Raw genomic sequence first — 22,887 nt, 5'->3', positions numbered from 1 at the left:
ACCCTCCTTATGACCAACGATTCCACAACTCAACGCATACCTTCTTTACTTTCTTCATCCAGGTTTGATTACTTAGCCTAGATATCACCGGTAAAGTCGCCCATTTCAGCAGTTTCCAGAATGGATATAAACATCGTAATAGAATGCCCAGAATGAACATCAATAATGTCCCTATCACACGCAATATTCTTACGACTACACGATATATCGTTCTGATGGGTATCCATATGAGGACTATGAGTAATCGCTGCAGTGTATACAATACAAATTGAATTACCTTTATTAACATTACCACAAATCGTTGTGTTGTAACACTTAAGATTAAAAAATAGCTCCAAATCCCTAAAAACAATCCTAGAAATGCATAAAATCGTAGCTCTCCCTGGTTACTAATATAGAGCATTCGAAAAACAAAGACTGCCATCCCACACCAATATATCAGATCCATTAGATGGATTGTCCATTTGGGAAAGCGGAACTGGTTGGACAACACCCGGTAGCTGTCATAGACCAGTCCCATCATAGCCCCTGAGAATAACATCCAGAGCAATGTTATCCACTGAGCATAGGGATTCATCTAAATAACTTGCCTAGCATTCCTTTATTTTTACTATGCTGAGACCCGGGTTCCACGTACACAAGGGAATGCACTAGCCCATCGATAGAGAGCAAGCCATTCTCCAGACTTAAATTCTTGATATGTAAATTCTGACCCTTAATCGTCAAGTGACCCAGCTCGGTCTGCAATATAAACTGCTCACTGTCGAAACTCTCCACATTCTGAACGCCTGTCATATGAATCTGCCTACGGTTCTGCATTTGGAGATCATGGCTCTTAGCTTTACCTTGTTCAATCATAGCATGTACCCCTCCTTATACAGATAGCTTATGGCGGGCGCTATCGCATTAGAACTTCGGAAGGGGCAAGTATTTTAGGATCATGAAAAGGTTACTAGCGTGGGTATCATGCGATGGAAGTGGTAAGCTATCGCGGTATCGGATTTCTAACGGAACATAGCGACCTTATTTCATGAGAAAACACCAATATGAAATTTTAACGGAACCACAGGCCTCTATATACGAATAAACGGCCTAAATCCAGAGAAAAGTACCAAATAAGGTCCACCACTTCCGTTAGAATTTCAAAAGTGACGTTTTGGGAAGAATAGGGTCTTCCATTTCCGTTAGAAAGTTTATATAGTTTCTCTCCATTACTCTGCTCCCCCTAATAATTTCTTTTTTAATTTCGACTCAAGTGTAAGAACTACTGGGTATGCAAAAATTAAAATGAGAGTCAAATAAATCGAATTCTCAAACAAACTTCGAAACTTTCCCTGAGACCAGCCGTCTTTGCCAAGTATCCAGTACGCTACTTTATTTGAAACTCCAATTCCATCATTTGCTTCTGGGATGAGGCTCTGGGTATAGTTTTGGGCAAGGCAGACGACAGCTACAACGGATAAAACAATAGTCAGAACGAAACCTTTAGAATATGGATTTGAAATCCCGACTTTACTATACGTAATTGTCGAGATATTAACAAAAATAAGACAGATAAACATAAAGAACATCTACACATCTCCCTTTTCATTAATCGTAACGACGTATTTGATATACGAACTAAATGTAAAAAGATCAACAAACATACTTTTCTTATTCGACTTTGTATTTTTATATACCTTTCTATCTAAGTAACAAATTAACATAGCCTATATGTTAGAAAAGAGCGCCCTCTTCACAAAGAAGAGGGCGCTCCATCATCACTTGTATATCTATTGCCAGTCTAGAGTGTTATCTCTAGCAATTGGCTCTTCCTTAATCAAGGTGTAGAGGCTTGCAGCCTCTTCTTTACGAGTACTTTCGGCAAGCCTTTCAACTCGAACCGTGACCAGCTTTTGGCCAAATTGGACAGTGATCTCATCGCCCACTTTTACCGCGCTGCTAGGTTTAGACTCCCGACCATTGATGAGGACTCGACCTTGTTCCGAAATATCCTTTGCTACCGTACGCCGTTTGATTAACCTTGAAACTTTCAGGAATTTATCAATTCTCATACTTATTTTACGGCTTCTTTAAGTTTATTACCTGCTTTGAATGCTGGAACAGTAGATTCCGCTATTTCAATCGCAACACCTGTTTGTGGATTACGTCCAGTACGTCCTGCACGTTTGCGAGTTTCAAATGTTCCGAACCCGATCAACTGTACTTTATCTCCACCTGCTAACGCATCCGTAACCTCACTTAAAAAGCTGTTTAATACGGATTCCACATCTTTCTTAGTCAAACCGCTTTTGTCAGAAATGTTGTTAATAAGGTCAGTCTTGTTCATTATTCATTACCTCCTAAAGATATCTTAAACCAATTGCACTATATGGGTATTCTTGATTAAGGTTCATAATCCTTCTTTAACGCTGTAGTTTTTTATATTTTTAGTTCAGATTTTGATATTTATTGACGATTTGTGTCTTTGCTATACTCCATAGTTCTTCCATTTCTATAAGTGTACTATCTTCGATAGATCTTCCTTGTTCTTGTAAATAGGCCTCAATAAAATGAAATCGTTGCGTGAATTTCTGATTCGTCTTCGATAACGCTTCTTCAGGATCTGTATGAATAAACCGAGCTGCATTCGAAACAGCAAATAGTAAATCACCAAGCTCTAACACTTGCTCTTCCCGACTTTGTCCCTGCTCAATAGCTTCACGTAACTCGATTAACTCTTCTTCAATTTTAGCAAATACACCATCAATGTGATCCCAATCGAATCCTACTTTTGCTGCCTTTTTCTGTAGCTTGTACGCCTTCATCAAGGCTGGTAAATCGCGTGGTATTCCGTCCAGTACAGATACCTTCTCCGATTTCAATCCTTTGCGCAGCTTCTCCTCCGCTTTCATCTTCTCCCAGTTATTCAGAGCAGATTCGGCATCTCGTGCAACAACATCTCCAAATACATGTGGGTGTCTGAATATTAACTTATCATTAATGCCCTGAATAACATCATACACGTTAAATGTTCCATTCTCCTCCTCCATTTGTGAATGCAGGAGAATTTGCAACAGTAGATCGCCTAACTCCTCTTGCATATGCTCTGGATCATCCTCATCAATGGTCTCTAGCACTTCATAGGTCTCTTCAATAAGGTTCTTACGTATCGAGTCATGTGTTTGCTCCTGATCCCAAGGGCATCCCTCTGGGCTTCGGAGAATACCGACAATTTCATGCAGTCGCTCAAATGTACGTTGTCGAAGCTGATCCTCATCACTTTTAGGCACATATACTAGAGAAAGATTACCGAATCCCTCTACACGATCCAATTCATATAATGGCACATGTAAAATGCTTTCCTGTCCTTCTACACCCAAAGCATGACCCACAGTAACTATGTAATCATCTGGATAGACCTCCATAAGACTTAGCTTCACCTCCGAAGCCGTAAAGCTGTCATAGACCTGTCCAATTAAAGTATGGAGCTGTGGCTGTATAAGTATACTACTGAGTCCCACAGCATCTAATAGCTGAAAGCCTTCAATCGGATCGAACCCAAGTCTTGTAAAGGCTTCATCCAAGAAACTCTCTCCACCTAACACTTGTAATGTAATACCATGCTCGGGGCAACGTTCACGTAACAGTTGTACTGTGGACTCTGCCACCATAGGATGACCTGGAACGGCATATACAATTTCTGTCCCCGCTTCACCTTCAAGAGCCTTGCCGATCAATCGATTAGCAATCGTATCATACACCTCAGGAAAGGAATCATAAGTTTCATACACTTCATCAAAAGATTGAAGCGACACATTCCATTCTTCAAGCGTTGAAATAACAGGGTGCTCTTTGGTCCTCACATATACACTTGAAGCGTTCTGTAATATTTTCATAATCCCTACTGTGAGCCTATCGGAGTTTCCTGATCCTAAACCTACAACTGTCAATATGGAACTCATCACTCATCCCCCGCTATCATAATATAATGCCTATTGTTCTATTAGTGCGAGTTCAAAAAGTCAGTTTTTCAGCACCGAGAAGATTGAATGAAGATAGGGAGTGAGGAGCGGAGCGTAGGCAGTACCTACGTGAGCACCGGAAGGACCGGCTGAATTCAATATTCGATGTCGAATACGCCCCCTGCTATACTTCGTGATCAAAAGATGACTTTTTGAACTACCTCTATTATCCATTCCCTAACGCATGATGTGTAGTTGTTTGAGTAGATCTGCCAGTCTATGGCCAATCTTCGGTAGCATACGAAGCTCTTCTTCGCTGATCAACTTCGTAAGCGCGATGAGCACCACGAACATGGTCGCACCTGCGACGACCCCGCTAACACCTTCAATCGTAGCGACTAGCCGCCCCGAATGGAGACCAAGTGCTGCTAGCGTTACACCAGCCGCCCATTGGGCGCTGCCTGCGGCGCTGGCCAAGCCGGCAAGCACAAGCGCCGGCTTGGCCAGTACAGCGCCGGCGCGAACAGACAAGCCAGTGCTCCGGACAAGCAGCGCAACATTGAGCGCTGCAGCTAGGCCGTGTGCCGCTACGCCAGCGATAGCGGCACCAGTGATGCCCAACTGCGGCACCAATAGCAGATTGAGCAGTATCTTCGCTACAGCGCCGACGAGCAGATGCACCGCAGGCGCCTTCACCACACCGATGCCTTGCAGGAGCGCTGCAGAGATCAAGCTCACTGTACTGAACGCCGCCGTAAAGGCGATCCAGCGCATCGTATCCGTGCCTGTAGCATCCTGATACAACATTATGTTGATCGGTGTGGCCAGTACGCATAGCCCTACCGACGCGGCAAGTCCAATAAGCCAGAACCAACGAAGGGATAGACGAACCTGACTCTTTACAAGCATGCTATCTCCTTGGATTCTTGCTTCAGCTAGTGCTGGAATGAATAATACAGAGAGCGACGTCGCAAGCATGGTCACCAGTTGAACAAGTGGAATGCCGCGATTATAGACCCCGAACTGAATCATCGCTCCTGTCTCACTAAATCCATCTGATTTGAGTAAGCGGGGTAACGTAAATGTATCGACTAAGCTCATTAATGGAATGGCCAAGGAAGCTAGACAAATAGGGATGGCAAACACCAATATTCTCTTCAGGAGGCGCCAAGAGCTCTCCACGGATGTTGTTCTTTCTACCGTTTGAGCTGCCCTAGCTGCCCCCTTTAACTGTGTTCCCGCCGTCGCATCCAGCGCCCCTACCCTTGTAACATACCTTCGCCAATATACCAACATGACTAGAAACCCTGCAGCCCCGCCTGCAGCCGAACCAAGTAATGCCCCTGCTGCAATCGTCTCTGGCCCTGCTTGTCTTGCGGTCATATACAATAGCAGCAGAATCATCACACTCACACGTACACTCTGTTCTACAATCTGTGAAATAGCCGTAGGCACCATATTCTGATGCCCTTGAAAGAATCCGCGTAACAATGACATCATGGGAACAAACAAAAAGGCTAATGAAGCATACCTGATAGCAAGAACCACATGAGAGTTGTCAATAAGACGCGCAATTATTGGAGCACCGATATAGGTACAGATTCCAAGTGCAATGCCGAGCGAACCAATCAGCAATGAAGATAGACGAAGCACTCTCCTGCTTTCTCCGGCGTTTCCAGCGGCTTCATTCTCTGCTACGAATTTAGAAATAGCGATTGGGATTCCCGCCATAGCGATGGTAATCATTAGGGAATAGAAAGGATAAATGGTGTTATAAATCCCAAACACTGCATCCCCGCCTATATTCTGCAAAGGAATCTTCTGTAACGTGCCAATTAACTTCGAGAGAATGCTCGCTATCGTCAGAATAAATGCTCCGTGCAAGATTCTAGAAGCTGTATTGGTTTTCCTCATCGATTCTTCCCTACTTTATGTCCTTATTTGGAGACAACTACCTCTATTAATGCGAGTTCAAAAATTCAGCTTTTCAGCACCGAGAAGATTGATTGAAGCTAGGTACTGAGGAGCGGAGCGTAGGTAATACCTACGTGAGCACCGGAAGGACCGGCTGAATTCAATATTCGATGTCGAACAGACTCCTTGATACACTTCGTGATCAAAAGATGAATTCTTGAACTACCTCTATTATAGCTGAAAGTAGCGATACGCAAAAACTCCCGTCTCTTGTTCCATGAAACGGAACGAAGGATAACGGGAATTGGATGGTTTAGATATTCTATTGTTCCATTTGTTTGCCTAAGAACGAAGCTGCTGTCTCAGCCATCTTAACTTCCATCTGTCCCATCTTCACGGATTCATCTTTATTCATAAAGATAACGGACCCGATTGGATCACCACTCGATATAATCGGTGCAACGACAAAGGATGAAAGTGTCTCTTGGTGGTCCTTACAGACTTCATAGTCGCCTTGATTCGTTTCCAGTAATGTCTTGCGATTATCCATACAATTCTCAATAAGTACCCCAATTTGTTTATCTAGATACTCCTTCTTAGATCCTCCAGATACAGTAATAAACGTATCTCGATCAGAAATAACCGTTATATGACCCGTTCCTTCAAACAATGACTCTGCGTACTCTTTTGCAAAATTGCCAAGCTCACTAATGGGTGAATATTTCTTTAATATCACTTCACCATCACGGTCAACAAAAATTTCAAGCGGATCTCCTTCACGGATTCGCAGTGTGCGTCTAATTTCTTTTGGAATAACAACTCTGCCTAGGTCATCAATACGACGTACAATTCCAGTAGCTTTCATTTCACATGTTGCCCCACTTTCATAAGAAGATTTTTCAACTACTGTTTCAAAGGGGAAAAGGTGAATCCCATGAATCAATGTGATATCTGACCATAGTATTCAACCATTTCCTTTTCCTTATTCATACATTATTATATTGTCATATCATTGCAATTCCATCTTAGCTATTTCATGAAATTATTTGCCTGTTTCCGTTACGGGTACATCCTCTTTATCTGTACTAGCATCAGGCGTTGTCGGTACTTCTGTTTCCGTGGAGTCTTGTCCATTTTCAGGTGTTGTTGTTTCTTCTTCTACTGGCGCAGCCTTAGGTGTTTCCGGCAATTTCACTTTCTTAATTAGACCTGGTAAATCCTTCGTCATGAACTCATCAATTTTATTGGATCCAAGCAGGTTCTTAATAGAATCCTTCTGCTCTTGTGTTAGCTCGTCAAATGTCGTCTCGGTACGCGATTCCACCTTCATCACGTGATACCCGTGCATCGTCTCGATAGGCTCACTAATTGTATTCAACGGAAGGGTCAACGCAGCCTCCTTGAATTCTTCCACCCATCTACCTGCAGCAGTATCCTCATACAAACCACCGCTATCTACAGAGCCTGGATCATCGGAGTATTCCTTCGCAATCGTTGCGAAGTCGGCTCCGTTATCCAATTTGGACTTTACTTCTTTAGCAATTTTTAAAGCTTCTTCCTTAGAACGTTCCTTGCCCTCAGCATCAGTCGTTGAGATCAGGACATGTCTTACCGAAGCCATTGTATAATCTTGTTTCGTCAAGTCATATTGTGCCTTTACATCTTCGTCCTTTACCTTGAGAGTCATATCCTCCATAGAGATCATCACTTGCTCAAGATAGCCCTTCAAATCGGCTTCCGTTAACTTTTTCTCTTCCAACATCTGTGTAAAAATTTCATCCCCAACACTGGCTTTCATCTGTGTCAGCTGATCCGTAGCGGTTTGCCCGCCCTTCGTCTTCGCTTCTTCACTTGCCTTCGCACTCAAATATTCAAAAGCCACTTGTTGATTCACAAGATACGTCTTGAAATCTTCCAGTTCTACAAGTTGAGCATACTCCGGTGACAAGAAGGTAAGGACGTTCATACCAACATTATATTCTGCTAATGTAATTTCCCCGCCCTTATAAGTAGCTACAACATCTTTATTATCCTTACCGCATGCAGATAACAAAGATAGTGCCAATACCGCTACTAGCGTAATGGACAATAACTTCCATGACTTTTTATTTAACAACATTTTGAGGCTCCCCCTTTAATTTAAACGGCTCTTGGATAGCTTCAAGGAATTGTTCCAGAAGTTCCATTAGCTGCTTTTCTCCAAGTCCTTTACCCTTCACCCGGATGGTCATAACAGACTCTTGTTCAAATTGTACACGTCTTTCAAATGAATTTCCAATTCGCACAAGCTCAGATCGATTCACTGCCTTCTCTTGGCCGGCATAAAATTTAAGTGTGATGTCATCACCACGCTTCACGATCGATTCGATCCCCAGCATTTTACCGTATAATTTCATTCTGGCAACTGTAAGCAAATTTAGGACAGCTTCAGGCAATTCACCGAATCGATCCATCAGCTCATCTTCAAGCTCTGAGACCTCATCAAATGAAGCTGTAGCTGCCACCTTTTTATAGATTTCAATTTTTTGGATACTATCGTAAATATAATCAGCTGGCAAATAAGCATCTATGCCGATATCAATAAGTGTATTCCACACCTTCTCTGGTGCAGCTTCCTCCCCTAACATCGTCACTTTTCGTTTCTGGATTTCTTCTGCAAGCATTTGCGAATATAGATCGAAACCGACCGAAGCAATAAACCCATGTTGTTCCGCTCCAAGCAAATTACCTGCACCGCGAATAGACAAGTCCCGCATAGCGATCTTAAATCCTGATCCAAGCTCCGTGAATTCTTTAATGGACTGCAGGCGCTTCTCGGCAACTTCTGTTAATACCTTATCGCGCTGGTACGTGAAATAGGCATAGGCGATACGATTAGAACGACCCACACGCCCCCGTAGCTGATAGAGCTGGGATAGCCCCATTTTATCAGCATCATGTACAATTAGCGTATTCACATTAGGTATATCTACACCGGTCTCAATGATACTTGTACTAACCAATACGTCATATTCACCATCCAAGAAATCAAGAATCGTCTTCTCAAGCTCGGACTCATTCATTTGGCCGTGTCCTACACCTACTCTAGCCTCAGGTACAAGCGCTGTGATCTGACTTGCCATCTCTTGTATCCCCTGCACTCGATTGTATAAATAATACACCTGTCCACCACGAGCAAGCTCGCGCTCTATTGCTTCGCGAACTAGCGTATGGCTGTGCTCTACGACATAGGTCTGTACGGGGAAGCGATTCTCAGGCGGTGTCTCAATAACGGATAAATCCCGAACGCCGAGCATGGACATATGGAGTGTTCGTGGAATGGGTGTAGCAGTCAATGTCAATACGTCCACATTCGTCTTGAGCTTCTTCAGCTTCTCCTTATGCGTGACGCCAAATCGTTGCTCCTCGTCTACAATAACAAGCCCCAAGTCCTTAAATATGAGATCCTGTGACAACAATCGATGTGTACCGATAATGATATCCACAGTCCCCTGCCGAATTCCCTTGATCGCTTCGTTCTGTTCCTTGCGGGAGCGAAAACGACTCAGCACTTGAATATTAAGAGGATATCCAGAGAATCTCTCCTTAAATGTCTCGAAATGCTGCTGAGCTAGAATTGTCGTTGGGACTAATACAGCAACCTGCTTACCCTCAATGGCAGATTTGAAAGCTGCGCGGATAGCCACTTCTGTCTTACCATAACCCACATCACCACAGAGCAATCGATCCATAGGTCGAGCCTGTTCCATGTCTTCCTTGATCTCTTCAATCGCTCTCACTTGATCTCGAGTCTCATCGTACGGGAACATTTCTTCAAATTCTTGCTGTTCCTGTGTATCCTTTTCAAAAGCATAACCCTGCGTAGATTGACGCTCTGCATATAATTTAATCAAATCATCCGCAATATCCTGTACCGTAGAACGAACCTTATTCTTGACACGTATCCAGTCATTACCGCCTAGCTTATAAACCTTCGGTTCTTTGTCTTCTGAGCCTACATATTTCTGAATAAGATCAACTTGCTCAATCGGAACGGACAGCTTATCTCCCCCGGCATAAAGGATATGCAAATAATCCTTGTGAATACCGTTAATATCCAAGGTGCCAATCCCCATATATTTACCTATTCCATGATTCTGATGCACAACATAATCGCCGACCTTGAGCTCTGTATAGCTTTTGATGCGCTCAGCGTTATCAAGGCTCTTACTTAATTTACGGACTTTACGTTGTTTCTGGGAGAACATCTCGCCCTCTGTAATGACAGCTAATTGGATCGAAGGCAATTCAAACCCCGTCTGTAGGTTCCCCTGAAGCATCGTTGGCTCATCGATACCATAATCAAGTAGCACGCGACGCATGCGCTCCATACGCTCTTCATTGCTGGCTAGCATCATGACACGAACACCCGTCTTCTGCCAACGCTCCATTTCAGATTTGAGTACATTCATTTGACCGTGGAAGTCCTGCATTCCACGACTGGTAATATTCAGTATGTTCTGAGGCTGTGTGTGCGGTACTTGCCGTAGAAATATGGAGAGAAATAACGTCTGGAATCGACGTTTATAAATGACTTCCTCATTTTCAATAGATAATGCTAATTGAGGTAGCATTTTACCATGCTGCATCAAGTGTAAATTCCATTCAGACTCATCCCGTTCTAGCTGCTTAGCGGTTTCTAGCAATCTAGTAGGTTCATCAAGAACTAGAATTGTATCATCTGGAAGATAATCAAATAAATGGCACTTCTCTGGATACAGTAAAGATATGTGCTTATATATTTCAGGGAAATACACATGCTCACGCAACATATCGATCTCACGCCTCATCTCATCTTGGAGGCGCAGCTTAGCCTGACGATCTGCCATTTTATCTAGCTGTTGTACCAATAGAACATCTAATGCATCAGCCGCTTGCTCTAGCCGTCTATAATCTGCAATGATCTCCTTGCATGGTGTTATCACAACCTTGTTAACTTTATCAATAGAACGCTGATCCATTGGATCAAACGTACGGATAGAATCAACCTCATCATCGAATAATTCTACACGGTAAGCCAGTGGTGAGGTCATGGGATAGAAGTCCATAATACCACCACGAATACTCATCTCACCTTTGTTCTCTACACGTTCAACCCGCTCATATCCCATCTCAATCATGCGCATAAGAAAAGAATCCAGTTGCACGGAACCTCCACACTGGATTGCTATCTGAGCATTAGCCATCACTTCTGGGGCAGGTAGAAGCCTTCTTACACCCGCAAAAGGGGCTACAACAATTCCCGTGAACCCTTGTGCGCATTTCATCAATACATCAATACGTTGTGCCAGCGTCTCGGGACTGGATACTGCCGTCTCAGCTGCAACTAACTCATGTGCTGAATAGAGTAATACTTGATCAGGCGAAAGCGCTTCCTGTAAATCGTCAGCCATTTTCTGTGCAGAGAACATATTGTGAGTCACAATTAACATGGGGCGTTTAACCTCAGTATATAGTGAGGCCATCATAACCTGTCTTGCTGATCCAGATAATCCAGAGACGAGCTGTTCCTTCATACCTACCGAAATTCCAGAAACAATAGATTTTAAATCAGGGTCCTTAGAAAAGGATTCTATAAGTGCTTGTAGCAAAGGTGGCACCTCTCTTATACTTACTTTTTATCTCTAGATTGTGTAGCGTTACTTCCCTTTTCTTACCGTCAAAAGAAGCCTCAGCAAACTGCCAAGGCCCTGTAACGACGATCAATTCGCCGTCAAGACGGTAAACGTAAGTCTTAGGCTGTATTTCATTTACTTAACTTTACAAAAACTTCACTGAAGTGGACTACTTAATAAACTTAATTCGGGATGGCTTGTCAGCGCATCATTGCAATATTCACAAGTGACTGTAACCGTCATGTCGCCGCTTAAATCATACGCTATTATATCTTGGCGTTCTGCGGGGGTCAAGGAATGGAGCCCAAGCTGCGACTCAGTTACCGTCGTTGAGTCAATGGTTCCAAGTAAGGTTTGACAGTGTCGACAGATGTACTTTATAGCCATTTTATGCCTCCTGAAGGTTATTTATACCTTCATTATGCCCTGAATTAATTCTATTTAGCCTCTCCAGCATTCATCATTCTAACCATTATACTTAGCCATCGTCTGTTCAAAAGAATGATTAAGGCTGTACTCCATAGCATCACAGCTATGATCAATCATCTGGAGCACATATTCCTTCTCTTTCTTAGCAAAGGAAGACAGTACATAATCTACGACCGCAAACCCTGGATCCGGACGGGATATCCCCATTCGAATTCGGTTAAATGTTTGTGTTCCTGTGTGCTGGATAATCGACTTAATCCCATTATGTCCACCGGCACTACCTTGATATCGTAACCGAATTCTGCCTACTGTCGTATCTAAATCGTCATAAACAACCACGAGATCTTCCAATGTTGCTTTATAATAACTCATAAATGCATGGACAGATTCCCCTGAAAGATTCATGTAGGTTAACGGTTTGATGAGGGTGACCTTTGATCCGTTAATATGCCCCTCACCTATTCGTGCTTTACATTTACTCGGTCCAAAAGTAATACCATGTCTCGCGGCTAAGGCGTCTAGCGCCATAAATCCTACGTTATGTCGTGTCTTGTCATAAGTGGAACCTGGATTCCCAAGTCCTACAATCCATTTCATTGGGTATATATCCTCCATCAAACTTTATTGATACTACAACACAATGCACGATAAGGGTTATATCTCCTTACGTAAGGAGATATAACCCTGTGCTTATGTTCTACTTTACTACTCAATCTCAAACAGTTTACTAATCGACAATTCTTCATGGACACGAATGATAGCCTCACCCATCAGAGGAGCTACTGACAGTACTCTGATTTTGTTACTTAGGTTCGAGTGTTTAATCGGAATCGTATCTGTTACGATAACTTCTTTCAGTGGAGAGTTCTCAAGTCGTTCCATGGCTGGTCCTGATAATACAGGGTGTGTGCAGCATGCATAGACTTCCTTTACTCCACCCTTCATCAGTGCGTTAGCACCAAGTACAATCGTACCTGCCGTATCAATAATATCGTCAATCAATATCGCTGTTTTACCTTCAATATGACCAATAATATTCATGACTTCACTGACGTTAGGCTCAGGACGACGCTTATCAATAATAGCAAGCGGTGCATTGAGGAAATCAGCCAATTTTCTTGCACGAACAACGCCGCCGTGATCTGGTGAGACCACAACTGGATTCTCAATCTGTAATGATCGGAAGTATTGGGCTATAATCGGAACCCCCAACATATGATCTACAGGAATATCGAAGAATCCTTGGATCTGCATAGCATGCAAATCCATCGTAATGACACGATGAGCCCCAGCCTTCTCAATCAGATTAGCTACCAATTTGGCAGTAATAGGATCACGAGAACGAGCCTTACGGTCTTGCCGGGCATATCCGTAATAAGGAATAACCACATTAATGCTCTTCGCAGAAGCGCGCTTCAAAGCGTCAACCATGACCAATAGTTCCATCAGGTTGTCGTTCACCGGACCACAAGTAGACTGCACAATATAGACGTGACAGCCCCGAACACTTTCATTCAATTTGACTTGAATTTCGCCATCACTGAAACTTGTCGTATGGGAATCCCCCATAGGAATGCCGATATAATCCGCAATTTGATTAGCAAGCTTGGGATTAGAGTTACAAGTAAATATTTTGAGTTTGGAATCACAATAAGTCATAAAATAAAAACCCTCCGTGCGGATTCATTGAATTCTTGTCTACTATTCATCTTTATTCTTCTTATCTTTAGCCTGATTACGAATTTTCTCTGCATATCCAGGTTTATTTACCTGCCGTTGTCTCGCAATCGCCATATCATTCTCACCAACGGAATCTGTTATCGTTGAACCTGCCACGATAAAAGCCCCCTTACCAATTTTAACTGGTGCAATTAGATTGACATTACTACCTATAAAAGCGTCATCTTCAATCTCTGTCATAAACTTATTGTACCCATCGTAATTCACTGTGATCGCACCACAGCCAACATTGACATTCTTCCCAATCGTAGCATCTCCAATATAACTTAAATGAGATACTTTGGATCCATTACTAATGACAGAGTTCTTCACCTCGACAAAATCGCCAATCTTAACGTCCTCACCGAGCTTAGATCCTGGTCGCAAATACGCAAAAGGGCCCACCGCTGTTCGCATACCTACCTCAGCATGATCGAGAACGGAATGCTTAACGATTACGCTATTAGCAATCACCGAAGAATCAATATCACTGTTTGGACCAATGACGCAATCCTCACCTATAACAGTATATCCTTTAATGATCGTTCCTGGAAACAAAATGGTGTCCGAACCAATGGTTACATCTGCGCCAATGATCGTCGAAGATGGATCAATAATAGTTACACCATTCAACATATGACGCTTTGCAATTCTTTCTCTCATAAATCCTTCTGCTTCAGAAAGCGCTAGTCGATCATTTACACCAATAGATTCCGAAGCATCATCTGTGATATATCCGAGAACCGTTTCGTTAGCGTTCACCAGAATACCAATCACATCTGTTAAATAATATTCCTGCTGTGTATTCTGATTCGTCACCTTCTCAAGTGCTGCGAACAATTTAGCATTGTCAAAACAATACGTACCTGTATTAATTTCCTGTACCGCATCTTCTTGTGGCGAACAATCCTTTTGCTCCACAATCCGTAGTACGTTACTATCTTCTCCACGAATAACACGTCCATACCCCTTAGGGTTATCCATTTGGGCAGTCAATACCGTCGCTGCTGCTTGGTTGCTCTCATGCAACTGCATAAGTCCTTCTAGCGTCTCCGGTGTAACTAAGGGTGTATCTCCGCAAATCACTATCGTAGAGCCTGTCTCATGACTTAGTAGAGGTGCAACCTGCTTAACTGCATGCCCTGTTCCTAACTGTTGCTCTTGAAGCACATATTCTGCAGCGTCCCCAAGAAAGGCTTGCACGGCTTTGGCACCATGGCCAACGATCACAATCACTCGCTCACTGTTGACCTGCTTTACCGTATCCAGTACATGTCCTACCATTGGTTTCCCACACACAGGATGAAGTACTTTGTATAATTTGGATTTCATCCTTTTGCCCTGACCTGCAGCAAGAATTATAGCCATTCTTTTCAAGGGTCTTAACCTCCTGCTTTTAAACTCACTACTGAATATATCTCATTCTAGGTAAAAAGAAAAGAGAGCCATAGTTATGGCTCTCTTTTCTTCAAACCCCAATAGTAAAACTTAAGCACCTTCTTCAATCGCGTCCTCTTGTTCCTCTTCAATCGCGGCACGTTCGTATTCAGCCAATACAGCAGACTGAATCTTCTCCCGAGTACCAGAAGAGATTGGGTGCGCAATGTCGCGGAATTCCCCATCGGGAGTACGTTTGCTCGGCATTGCAACAAACATTCCGTTATTTCCATCAATAACCCGAATGTCATGAACAACAAATTCGTTATCAATGGTAATGGATGCGATTGCTTTCATTCTTCCTTCGGAGTTTACCCGGCGAAGTCTGACATCCGTAATTTGCATGTGTGTGTTCACCACCTTTTTCCATACAGAGACTTGGTGTATAATTCCACACAGCAAACGAAAATCCTTTATTTTTATTGAAAAAATATCCTAAAAACAGGAATTTCAAAAAAATATATATATTTCGACAGTCTTTTTCATTTTTCACTCTAAGACTACCTAGATTTGACCCTTTGTTTCGACAAATTTCTCAATTCTCGGAAGAGATTTATGATTCAAAATAATTACCTGGTTTAACTAAAATTTGTTTACTTTTGAAATCCATAGCTGTTAATTTAGCAATGGACACATAATCATGTAGTAATCGTTCTTCCGTCTCCACAGCCTCGGATTCTACCAATACACCAACACCAGCTACCTCTGCATCAAACTCAGCTAACAAATCGACCATCCCTTGAATGGTGCCACCAGCCTTCATAAAGTCATCCACAATAAGTACTTTTGATTTATCCTTTAAAGCACGGCGAGATAAGGACATCGTATGAATACTCTTGTGTGAGCCAGATACGTAATTAATACTTACTGCTGATCCTTCCGTCACTTGATGATCCCGGCGAACGAGTACAACGGGCAGGTTAAGCTGTGCTCCTGTAGCGTAGGCCAAAGGAATACCCTTCGTTTCTACCGTCATGACACAATCGATCTCTTTATCTGCAAATGCTGTTGCAAAAATTTTGCCCGCTTCGTTCATGAGCGATGGCTCTCCCAGTAAATCGGACATATATAAATATCCACCTGGTAAAATCCGATCTCGCTGCTCTAGCTGAGCGCATAAATTATGTGCATACATCAGCGCTTGCTCTTTCGTCATCTTAGGAATAAACCTCACTCCGCCCGTTGCTCCTGCGAAGGTTAGAAGGTCTCCTATCCCTTCATCCTCAAACACCTCTTTAATAATGCCCAAATCTTCACTAATAGAGGATTTGGCAGCTCCATAACGATCTGCAAACGTGGTGAGAGGAATCAATATATGTGGTCTGTTTAACAGATATTGTGTCATTTCTACTAGTCGTGCGCTTCGTTTTAATTTTTTCACGAAATACTCCTCGCTAAATCCGGATATTATATATAGAATATACCATTTTCATACGTCTTTGCACAAGAGTTGTGAAGGTTAGGTTAATAAACGAACAGCATATACCTCACGACAGAATCCTCGTAGCCCATTGTAAATTCTAGGTACTTTCGACTCTTTCGAAACTAGCCCAAACACCGTTGGACCACTGCCAGACATTAGAGTTCCATCAGCACCCAACCTCATCATAGCTTCTTTCAATTGTTGGACTTCAGGATGTAACTTAAGTGTAACATCTTCTAGCACATTGCCAAGTTGACCACAAACCTCGTGGAAGCTCCCCGATTGGATGGCAGCAATCATACCAGATGCTGACGGATGCCTCGATATCTGATTACTGTTCAACCGAGTATATACTTCCTGTGTCGATACGTTAATAGGCGGTTTGGCTAATATAACCCAACATTGTGGAGGATTAGGAATAGGGCGTAACACTTCTCCTCTACCTGTAGCAAGCGCCGTCCCACCAGTTACACAGAAAGGGACGTCAGAGCCAAGTTCCGCTCCCAACTGTTGTAGCTCCTGAATTGGAATATGAAGCTCCCAGAGGCGATTCAAGCCCCTAAGCGTGGCTGCTGCATCACTGCTACCCCCAGCTAGTCCTGCCGCCACTGGTATTTTCTTGTCCAAATGAATATGAACGCCCTTCTTAACATCATACCGATCTTTGATTAGTCGAGCAGCTTGGAAGGCCAGATTCTTCTCATCAAGTGGGATATACCCCACCTGACTCGAAATAATGATTGTGTCCCTAGGTAATTCAACCATCTCTAAACGATCTGCCAGATCGACCATCGTCATTACCATTTCTACCTCATGATAACCGTCAGGACGCTTATGTAATACATCCAGCATTAAGTTAATTTTTGCTGGTGCTTTCTCATAGGTTTTTATGGCGCTCACCCACCCTTAAGTTTTCGCTCGTAATAACTTCACACATTATAACAAACTGTCTCAATCAAGTCATATAAGTTTATGATGATCATACCTTCCAAGATGAGACAAAGTAGTTAACGCGAACTGTATAGCCGCTATTACGAGAAAAAGACCCTCATCTTTCTACATGAAACAACTACATTTTTTGCAGCTACTCGCACTTGCTATCTTAAATCTCCATTGCTACAGCGAGAGTATCATGCAATGAGGGTAATGAAAAAAAAGACCAACCCCATAGGGCTGATCTCCTTCTTAAACTACAAACAAGCATAAGTCTTTTGAAAAAGGACGGCATCGCCGTATTTACTTGCCTCTAACATTAATCGGGATTTCTAGCTGCGGCCTTCTCTGCAAGCTCAATTGCTCGCTTAACCATGTTCCCTGCATCTTTCGCCCTAATTCCGCCCCATCCATCTTTCTGGACGGTATCATAGAAACCTAAATCCTTAGCAAGCTCATTCTTGAGATCCTCTGACATCACACTACGCTTCCTACGGCTCATTAATAGTCCTCCTTCTCTGCAATGGGGATGAATGACCCTGATAGTATAACTCAGTGAACCCCTTCTCATTCACCATCCATTAAACGGAGTAAACAGACCACAATTTAGCATAGCTTTCTTTAATTTTGAATTCCCTTAAAACCAAAACAGCCCTCACTAGGAGGACTGTCGTTGGTGTTACACATTTATTTACACTTTAATATACTCAAGCAAAGTTTCAATGTTATCTTCGCAAATCGTTACTTCTACTGAAGAAGTAAGAATATCCGCATAACTGTATGAAACACGTTTAAAAGTTTCTTGTTCTTGATCCAGCTTTACAATAAATACAGAAGGGTACGTTTCTTCCAAAACACCAGTTCGCTCAATAGTCTTCCGGCGTCCACCATTGGCACGTAACATAATTTTTTGACCTACATGAGCATCGAGACTGTGCTTGATCTCTAACAGTGCATTTTTAGCCATGTCTAACGACCACCTCTTTCCTTGTCCATTATAACGAACAATTGGCAGGTTGTCAAATCAAAACAATAATTATATCAATAGTATTTTTATGTTGTCAACGATTTTTTTTTGGAACTGTATTGTCGCCTTCTAAATTGCATCAAACAAGTAGAAACCCGAATCTAAGAAACAGATTCAAGGTTAATAAAATTACATCGCAGATGGCGTTACTTTTAGTGTAGATAGATCATGAAGACGTGGTAGGCCCATCCTATAGCTTCCACGAGACTCAATTCCACCTACACCCTGACTACCGCTAATCGTATTACTTAATACATCGTTCATGTTGATGGTTTCTCTAATCGATGTGAATGACGCCTTGACAGCTACGTATACTGGATCAAGCGCATGAATAAGAATTCGACCTGGTGAACTAGCAAAGTTAGCTCCAGACTGAAGCAATGCCTCGAAATGGGATTGGCAGGCACCCGCAACAATCGTTAAAGTATCCAAATGACGATCGTACTTTCTCGCTGCTAGAATAGCGGATACGAAATTTTGTGAGTTTTTGTAGCTGCTCAAGCTGTAGAGATCTCGATTTAACCCGTGCTTTAACACACCATCATGACCTGTAATCACTACGATATCAGGTTGTACTTGTGGCAACAATCGATACAAGGCTTCAGCCATGCCTGACTCCCTGACATAATAGCCCTCCGCTGGTACACGTAGTTGCTCATAGACACGAAGACTCTTTTGCAAATAATTAGGATCTCCATCTAAATGAAGCACTTTACCAGGGACTTCGAAGTAGGAAGCTTCCTTCGATTGTTCCCTACCCCCACTTATTTGAACTTGATGACGTAATGACTGCTCCTTTCGCTGACGCGAAAAAGAAGATAAGGACTCATTGGCTCTCTCCTCGGCTTCCTGGACCTTTTCACTTACAAATACTGATGTTGCTTTCACCAAATCCTTAAGTGGGGAATCCGCCAATAGTCTAAATTCCGTACCTTTCAGGATGGCGTGGTCTTGTTGTAATTCTTCGATACGAAACGCAATATCGCCACCATACGATCGGCGGACAACCAAGTCGCCTAAATTCATCAGAACATCACCCCTACCCCCATGATATGGGCGATGATCTCTATTGGTTCATCTTTTTTGCATAATTAACCCTCTCGAACTTCCTTTTGAAAGTCCATATCTCACATAATGCCGGCTTCTAGAAGCATATTGCTAAGAGTAGCAAATTCCTGCAGACTAAGTGTCTCTCCACGCCGTGATGGTTCAATACCTGCTTGCACTAACAATGCATCGATCCGCTCACGTCCTTCAGGAAGCGTAAAGCGACTCTTGAGGTTGTTAGAGATCGTCTTACGCCGTTGAGTGAATGAGGAGCGTACAAGATCAAAGAAATGCGCTTCATCATGTGCATCCACTGGCGGTTGTTCTCGGACCGTGAGTCGGATAACGGCAGAATCTACATTCGGCTGGGGTATAAATACGGTATTTGGTACAATACAGACCAGCTCAGGCACACTATAGTATTGAACAGCAATACTAAGACTACCGTAGTCCTTACTTCCTGGGGATGCGGCCATGCGCGCTGCTACTTCCTTCTGGATCATGACCACAATATGCTCTAACGGAAGCTTCTCTTCCAGTAACTTCATCAGAATAGGCGTTGTCACATAGTAAGGCAGATTAGCGACCACACTAACCTTCGATACATCTTTGAAATTCGACTCAAATAATGCCTTTAAATCAACATCAAGCACATCTGCTTGTTCAACATGAACATGCGGATAGGGCTCCAACACTTCTTTCAATATCGGAATAAGACGTTTATCAATTTCCACCGCAGTTACTGTACCTGCATTCTGTGCGAGCCTTTCTGTGAGCGCCCCAATCCCTGGGCCAATCTCCAGTGCCCCTTTCGTTTCATCCAACTCTGCTGCATCAACAATTTTATCCAGTATATTCTGATCAATTAGAAAGTTCTGACCTAGACTCTTTTTAAAAGAGAAACCATGCCGTCTTATAATATCCTTCGTTCGCTTGGGTGTTGCAATGCTATCGATGTCATTCATTTGATCCTTGACCTCCCTCTTCAATTTGGGCGAGGGCACTAACGAATTCATCACGCGTAATTTGAAATATAGCGAGACGCTTCAGAAACTGCTTCCCATTACAATACCCAATTCCTAGTATATTACCCATTTCCATTCTGCGGGCAGATGCATCAGGATGAACCATTAGCCCTGCTTGTATAAGATCCTCCATGTCAATCATACTCTGCGAACCCTCATAAGAGGTATGTACTCGAGCTAATGCGTGGCGGATCGCTTCAGGTGATGCATTCTCCACCCCGATATCACCTTTACGTGTTGCATCTACTTCGGGAATGAACGCATGCTTACATCCCGGCACCTTGTTAGAAATGATCTTACGAATCCTTTCGCCTGCATGATCAGGGTCAGTGAATATAATAACCCCTCTACGCTCTTGTGCTAATGCGATCCGTTGGATCGTACGTGCATTAATAGCAGAACCACCCGTCTCGATCGTATCCGCCTCTACGGCCCTCTTAATTGCTGTCGTATCATCGCGACCTTCCACGACAATGATTTCTTTGATCATAACGATTCTTCCCTTCAGAGCCTGTATCACAACAGCAAAAAGAAGAGGATTCATCCTCTTCTTTAGTATGGCTTCCATTATGACCTTAATAGTATAGGAATAGAAAGCTGTTGTAAAACAGTTTAGTTTAGTTCAGGCTTAACGGGCCCGATCACATATATTGTTCCACCCTTCTTACGACCGAAATTACGAGCATTCTTCACTGAATCATAATACACATCGATCTTGTTGCCTTTGATTGCACCACCTGTATCTTCTGCACGGCGGAAGCCAATACCTTCGATATATACCCACCATCCCATAGGGATGACACTGGTATCCACCGCAATCGTACGACCTTCCGTTACACGTGTGCCTGATGCGGTTCGAGTTCCTATACCTGGCTCTTCTGAAGAGTACGCAGTCATAGTTACATTCTTAAGCACCTTTTTATAACTAAAATCAACGCCAGCCTTGCTAGCTCGATTATTCTCTTTATTCACATTCGTAGCCTTTGCTTTGTTACTAGTAGCTGTCGTAGATGCTAAAATGATTTGCTTCGGCGGCTCTACCTTCGTACCTACAGCAACAATTTTATCCTGCACTTGGCTCTTCACTTCTTTGCCAACCAGGCTCATCGTTACGAATTGCCCATCTTGATATATTTTCTCGATCTGTTGGACTATTGCCCCAGACTGTCCGTTCTGTACCACCTTGACGTTTCCTTTCACAATCGTTGGATCGGAAGTCTTGATGACTCGAAAAGGGATCTCTTCTACACGCTCAACAATCTGTTTGTTTATCCGGACAACCTTGATGTCCAACTTATCTGTGATCTTTGTATTCAAATCAGGAAATACTTTGTCGTGTGCATCTAGAGTAATGCCTAGTTGCTTAACAGCATCCTTTACAGTCCCTTGTGTAGTGAACCGAGTAGCCGACTGACCATCAGCAGTTACATTAATCTCGACAGCACGTTGAATATGAACTTTATCGCCGTCTTTAAGCGGGCTGTTCAACGATACGGACACCTGATCTTCCGGTCTGAGAATAATGGCTTGTTCATTCAGCATTTCTTGTAACATAGCATGATGGGTTTCTATAGCACTTACATGTCCATCAATCACTAAATACACTTGTTTACGTTCTTGAATGCTGGCAAACAATAGAACGGTCAGGCTAATCGCTATTAAAGCAATAGCCGCAACTGAGATCTTACTTAAACTTTCATGCTTCCAACGTGTTGCGTAAGTCATGCTGGATGATGATGAATCATGGGTTTGTTCTTTAAAAATGCCCACTTTCCGATCCTCCTTCATAGCCTCGCCGTCTGAAAAATAAACCATATGTGTAATTGACGCGACTATAATAAAATTTGTACAGGATACTAAAATAATATCTATCCTGCATCATGTACCGGTCTGCTCGTCATGATTGTCACCCCCTAATAAATAAGAGTATGATGACAAAATTGTCTTTATTCAAAAAAAAGAAGCCTAAAGAAAGAGTTAGAGGAACTCCTTCGCGGCGGCCCGATATTTTCTAAATAACGGAAATCCATGCACGAGTTTGCCTCTCTTCATAGCGCCTACGGGGTTAGCTGTCGGGTTTGGGCAAAAGAGAGATGCCCGATCTTAGGTCAACCGCTCATGGCGATTGCCCTTGAATTCACCCCAAAGACCCAATAAAAGAAGTCATATATGACCTTTACCAAGTACAATCTGGATTGGTCATATTGGTTCCCCCGTTCTCCGATCATCTGGAGATTTAGCGAGACTGGTTCAAGAAAATAATAAGCTGTCCAATTACGATCAGCTTACATCACTGAAAAGATGATATCGCGTTTCGATGCATGTTGTAAAGCAT

At 42.8% G+C, this 22,887-nt stretch carries 23 protein-coding genes and 1 riboswitch; all 23 genes read right to left on the bottom strand.

The features are described 5' to 3' along the window. Positions 1-7: 7 nt before the first annotated feature. Positions 8-577 carry a spore cortex biosynthesis protein YabQ gene (gene yabQ / locus AC1TO9_RS23585; protein ID WP_482060679.1) on the bottom strand — a complete coding sequence of 190 codons (570 nt, stop codon included), beginning with the start codon at positions 575-577 and terminating at the stop codon, positions 8-10. Further along, positions 574-858: a sporulation protein YabP gene (yabP, locus tag AC1TO9_RS23580; RefSeq protein WP_482057696.1), complete on the bottom strand. Its 285-nt coding sequence runs from the start codon at positions 856-858 to the stop codon at positions 574-576. Before yabP ends, yabQ begins: the two co-directional genes overlap by 4 nt. Before the next feature lie 353 nt (positions 859-1,211). Next, positions 1,212-1,571 (bottom strand): hypothetical protein, encoded by a 360-nt coding sequence (locus AC1TO9_RS23575; RefSeq protein ID WP_482060678.1) that lies wholly within the window; start codon positions 1,569-1,571, stop codon positions 1,212-1,214. Positions 1,572-1,772: 201 nt separating this feature from the next. Further along, the gene (locus AC1TO9_RS23570) at positions 1,773-2,054 is read right to left on the bottom strand and encodes an RNA-binding S4 domain-containing protein (protein WP_482057697.1); all 282 of its coding nucleotides are present in this window, start codon (positions 2,052-2,054) and stop codon (positions 1,773-1,775) included. Positions 2,055-2,056: 2 nt separating this feature from the next. Further along, positions 2,057-2,329, bottom strand: a complete 273-nt coding sequence (locus AC1TO9_RS23565; protein ID WP_438348304.1) for an HU family DNA-binding protein — start codon at positions 2,327-2,329, stop codon at positions 2,057-2,059. Between the two features lie 100 nt (positions 2,330-2,429). Next, positions 2,430-3,944, bottom strand: a complete 1,515-nt coding sequence (gene yabN / locus AC1TO9_RS23560) for a bifunctional methyltransferase/pyrophosphohydrolase YabN (protein WP_482057698.1) — start codon at positions 3,942-3,944, stop codon at positions 2,430-2,432. Between the two features lie 237 nt (positions 3,945-4,181). Beyond that, the gene (locus AC1TO9_RS23555) at positions 4,182-5,858 is read right to left on the bottom strand and encodes a putative polysaccharide biosynthesis protein (protein WP_482060677.1); all 1,677 of its coding nucleotides are present in this window, start codon (positions 5,856-5,858) and stop codon (positions 4,182-4,184) included. Between the two features lie 322 nt (positions 5,859-6,180). After that, the gene (gene spoVT, locus AC1TO9_RS23550) at positions 6,181-6,723 is read right to left on the bottom strand and encodes a stage V sporulation protein T (RefSeq protein ID WP_482057700.1); all 543 of its coding nucleotides are present in this window, start codon (positions 6,721-6,723) and stop codon (positions 6,181-6,183) included. Between the two features lie 177 nt (positions 6,724-6,900). Beyond that, complete coding sequence (locus tag AC1TO9_RS23545) at positions 6,901-7,977, bottom strand: peptidylprolyl isomerase (RefSeq protein ID WP_482060676.1); 1,077 nt, start codon at positions 7,975-7,977, stop codon at positions 6,901-6,903. Then, positions 7,964-11,488, bottom strand: coding sequence for a transcription-repair coupling factor (gene mfd / locus AC1TO9_RS23540; RefSeq protein ID WP_482060675.1), 3,525 nt, complete (start codon positions 11,486-11,488; stop codon positions 7,964-7,966). Before mfd ends, AC1TO9_RS23545 begins: the two co-directional genes overlap by 14 nt. A gap of 180 nt (positions 11,489-11,668) precedes the next feature. Next, positions 11,669-11,899, bottom strand: a complete 231-nt coding sequence (locus AC1TO9_RS23535; protein ID WP_482057703.1) for an anti-sigma-F factor Fin — start codon at positions 11,897-11,899, stop codon at positions 11,669-11,671. A gap of 78 nt (positions 11,900-11,977) precedes the next feature. Beyond that, positions 11,978-12,538: an aminoacyl-tRNA hydrolase gene (pth, locus tag AC1TO9_RS23530; protein WP_482057704.1), complete on the bottom strand. Its 561-nt coding sequence runs from the start codon at positions 12,536-12,538 to the stop codon at positions 11,978-11,980. A 108-nt stretch (positions 12,539-12,646) separates the two neighbouring features. After that, a complete protein-coding gene (locus tag AC1TO9_RS23525; RefSeq protein ID WP_482057705.1) occupies positions 12,647-13,600 on the bottom strand; it encodes a ribose-phosphate diphosphokinase in 954 nt (317 codons plus the stop codon). A gap of 42 nt (positions 13,601-13,642) precedes the next feature. Then, complete coding sequence (gene glmU, locus AC1TO9_RS23520) at positions 13,643-15,037, bottom strand: bifunctional UDP-N-acetylglucosamine diphosphorylase/glucosamine-1-phosphate N-acetyltransferase GlmU (protein WP_482060674.1); 1,395 nt, start codon at positions 15,035-15,037, stop codon at positions 13,643-13,645. 111 nt (positions 15,038-15,148) lie between these two features. Then, positions 15,149-15,442, bottom strand: coding sequence for a septation regulator SpoVG (gene spoVG / locus AC1TO9_RS23515; protein WP_482057707.1), 294 nt, complete (start codon positions 15,440-15,442; stop codon positions 15,149-15,151). 208 nt (positions 15,443-15,650) lie between these two features. Next, the gene (purR, locus tag AC1TO9_RS23510) at positions 15,651-16,478 is read right to left on the bottom strand and encodes a pur operon repressor (protein WP_482057708.1); all 828 of its coding nucleotides are present in this window, start codon (positions 16,476-16,478) and stop codon (positions 15,651-15,653) included. Positions 16,479-16,556: 78 nt separating this feature from the next. Beyond that, positions 16,557-17,411, bottom strand: a complete 855-nt coding sequence (ispE, locus tag AC1TO9_RS23505) for a 4-(cytidine 5'-diphospho)-2-C-methyl-D-erythritol kinase (protein WP_482057735.1) — start codon at positions 17,409-17,411, stop codon at positions 16,557-16,559. A 361-nt stretch (positions 17,412-17,772) separates the two neighbouring features. After that, positions 17,773-17,955 (bottom strand): protein sspF, encoded by a 183-nt coding sequence (locus AC1TO9_RS23500; protein WP_482057709.1) that lies wholly within the window; start codon positions 17,953-17,955, stop codon positions 17,773-17,775. A gap of 189 nt (positions 17,956-18,144) precedes the next feature. Beyond that, positions 18,145-18,420 (bottom strand): biofilm formation stimulator Veg, encoded by a 276-nt coding sequence (gene veg, locus AC1TO9_RS23495; RefSeq protein WP_438348317.1) that lies wholly within the window; start codon positions 18,418-18,420, stop codon positions 18,145-18,147. A gap of 189 nt (positions 18,421-18,609) precedes the next feature. Further along, complete coding sequence (yabG, locus tag AC1TO9_RS23490; RefSeq protein ID WP_482057710.1) at positions 18,610-19,506, bottom strand: sporulation peptidase YabG; 897 nt, start codon at positions 19,504-19,506, stop codon at positions 18,610-18,612. Between the two features lie 101 nt (positions 19,507-19,607). Beyond that, positions 19,608-20,492, bottom strand: a complete 885-nt coding sequence (rsmA, locus tag AC1TO9_RS23485; RefSeq protein ID WP_482060673.1) for a 16S rRNA (adenine(1518)-N(6)/adenine(1519)-N(6))-dimethyltransferase RsmA — start codon at positions 20,490-20,492, stop codon at positions 19,608-19,610. Next, entirely contained in the window at positions 20,485-21,042 is a 558-nt protein-coding gene (rnmV, locus tag AC1TO9_RS23480; protein WP_482057712.1) for a ribonuclease M5, read from the bottom strand. The genes rsmA and rnmV overlap by 8 nt, the downstream gene beginning before the upstream one ends. A gap of 122 nt (positions 21,043-21,164) precedes the next feature. Continuing rightward, positions 21,165-22,322 carry a ubiquitin-like domain-containing protein gene (locus AC1TO9_RS23475; RefSeq protein WP_482057713.1) on the bottom strand — a complete coding sequence of 386 codons (1,158 nt, stop codon included), beginning with the start codon at positions 22,320-22,322 and terminating at the stop codon, positions 21,165-21,167. A gap of 269 nt (positions 22,323-22,591) precedes the next feature. Continuing rightward, positions 22,592-22,804: riboswitch (cyclic di-AMP (ydaO/yuaA leader) on the bottom strand. Between the last annotated feature and the right edge of the window lie 83 nt (positions 22,805-22,887).

The organism is Paenibacillus sp. Y916 (genome assembly GCF_056786435.1).
Note: the sequence above shows the minus strand (reverse complement) of the source record. Positions and strands in the feature narration are given on the sequence as shown.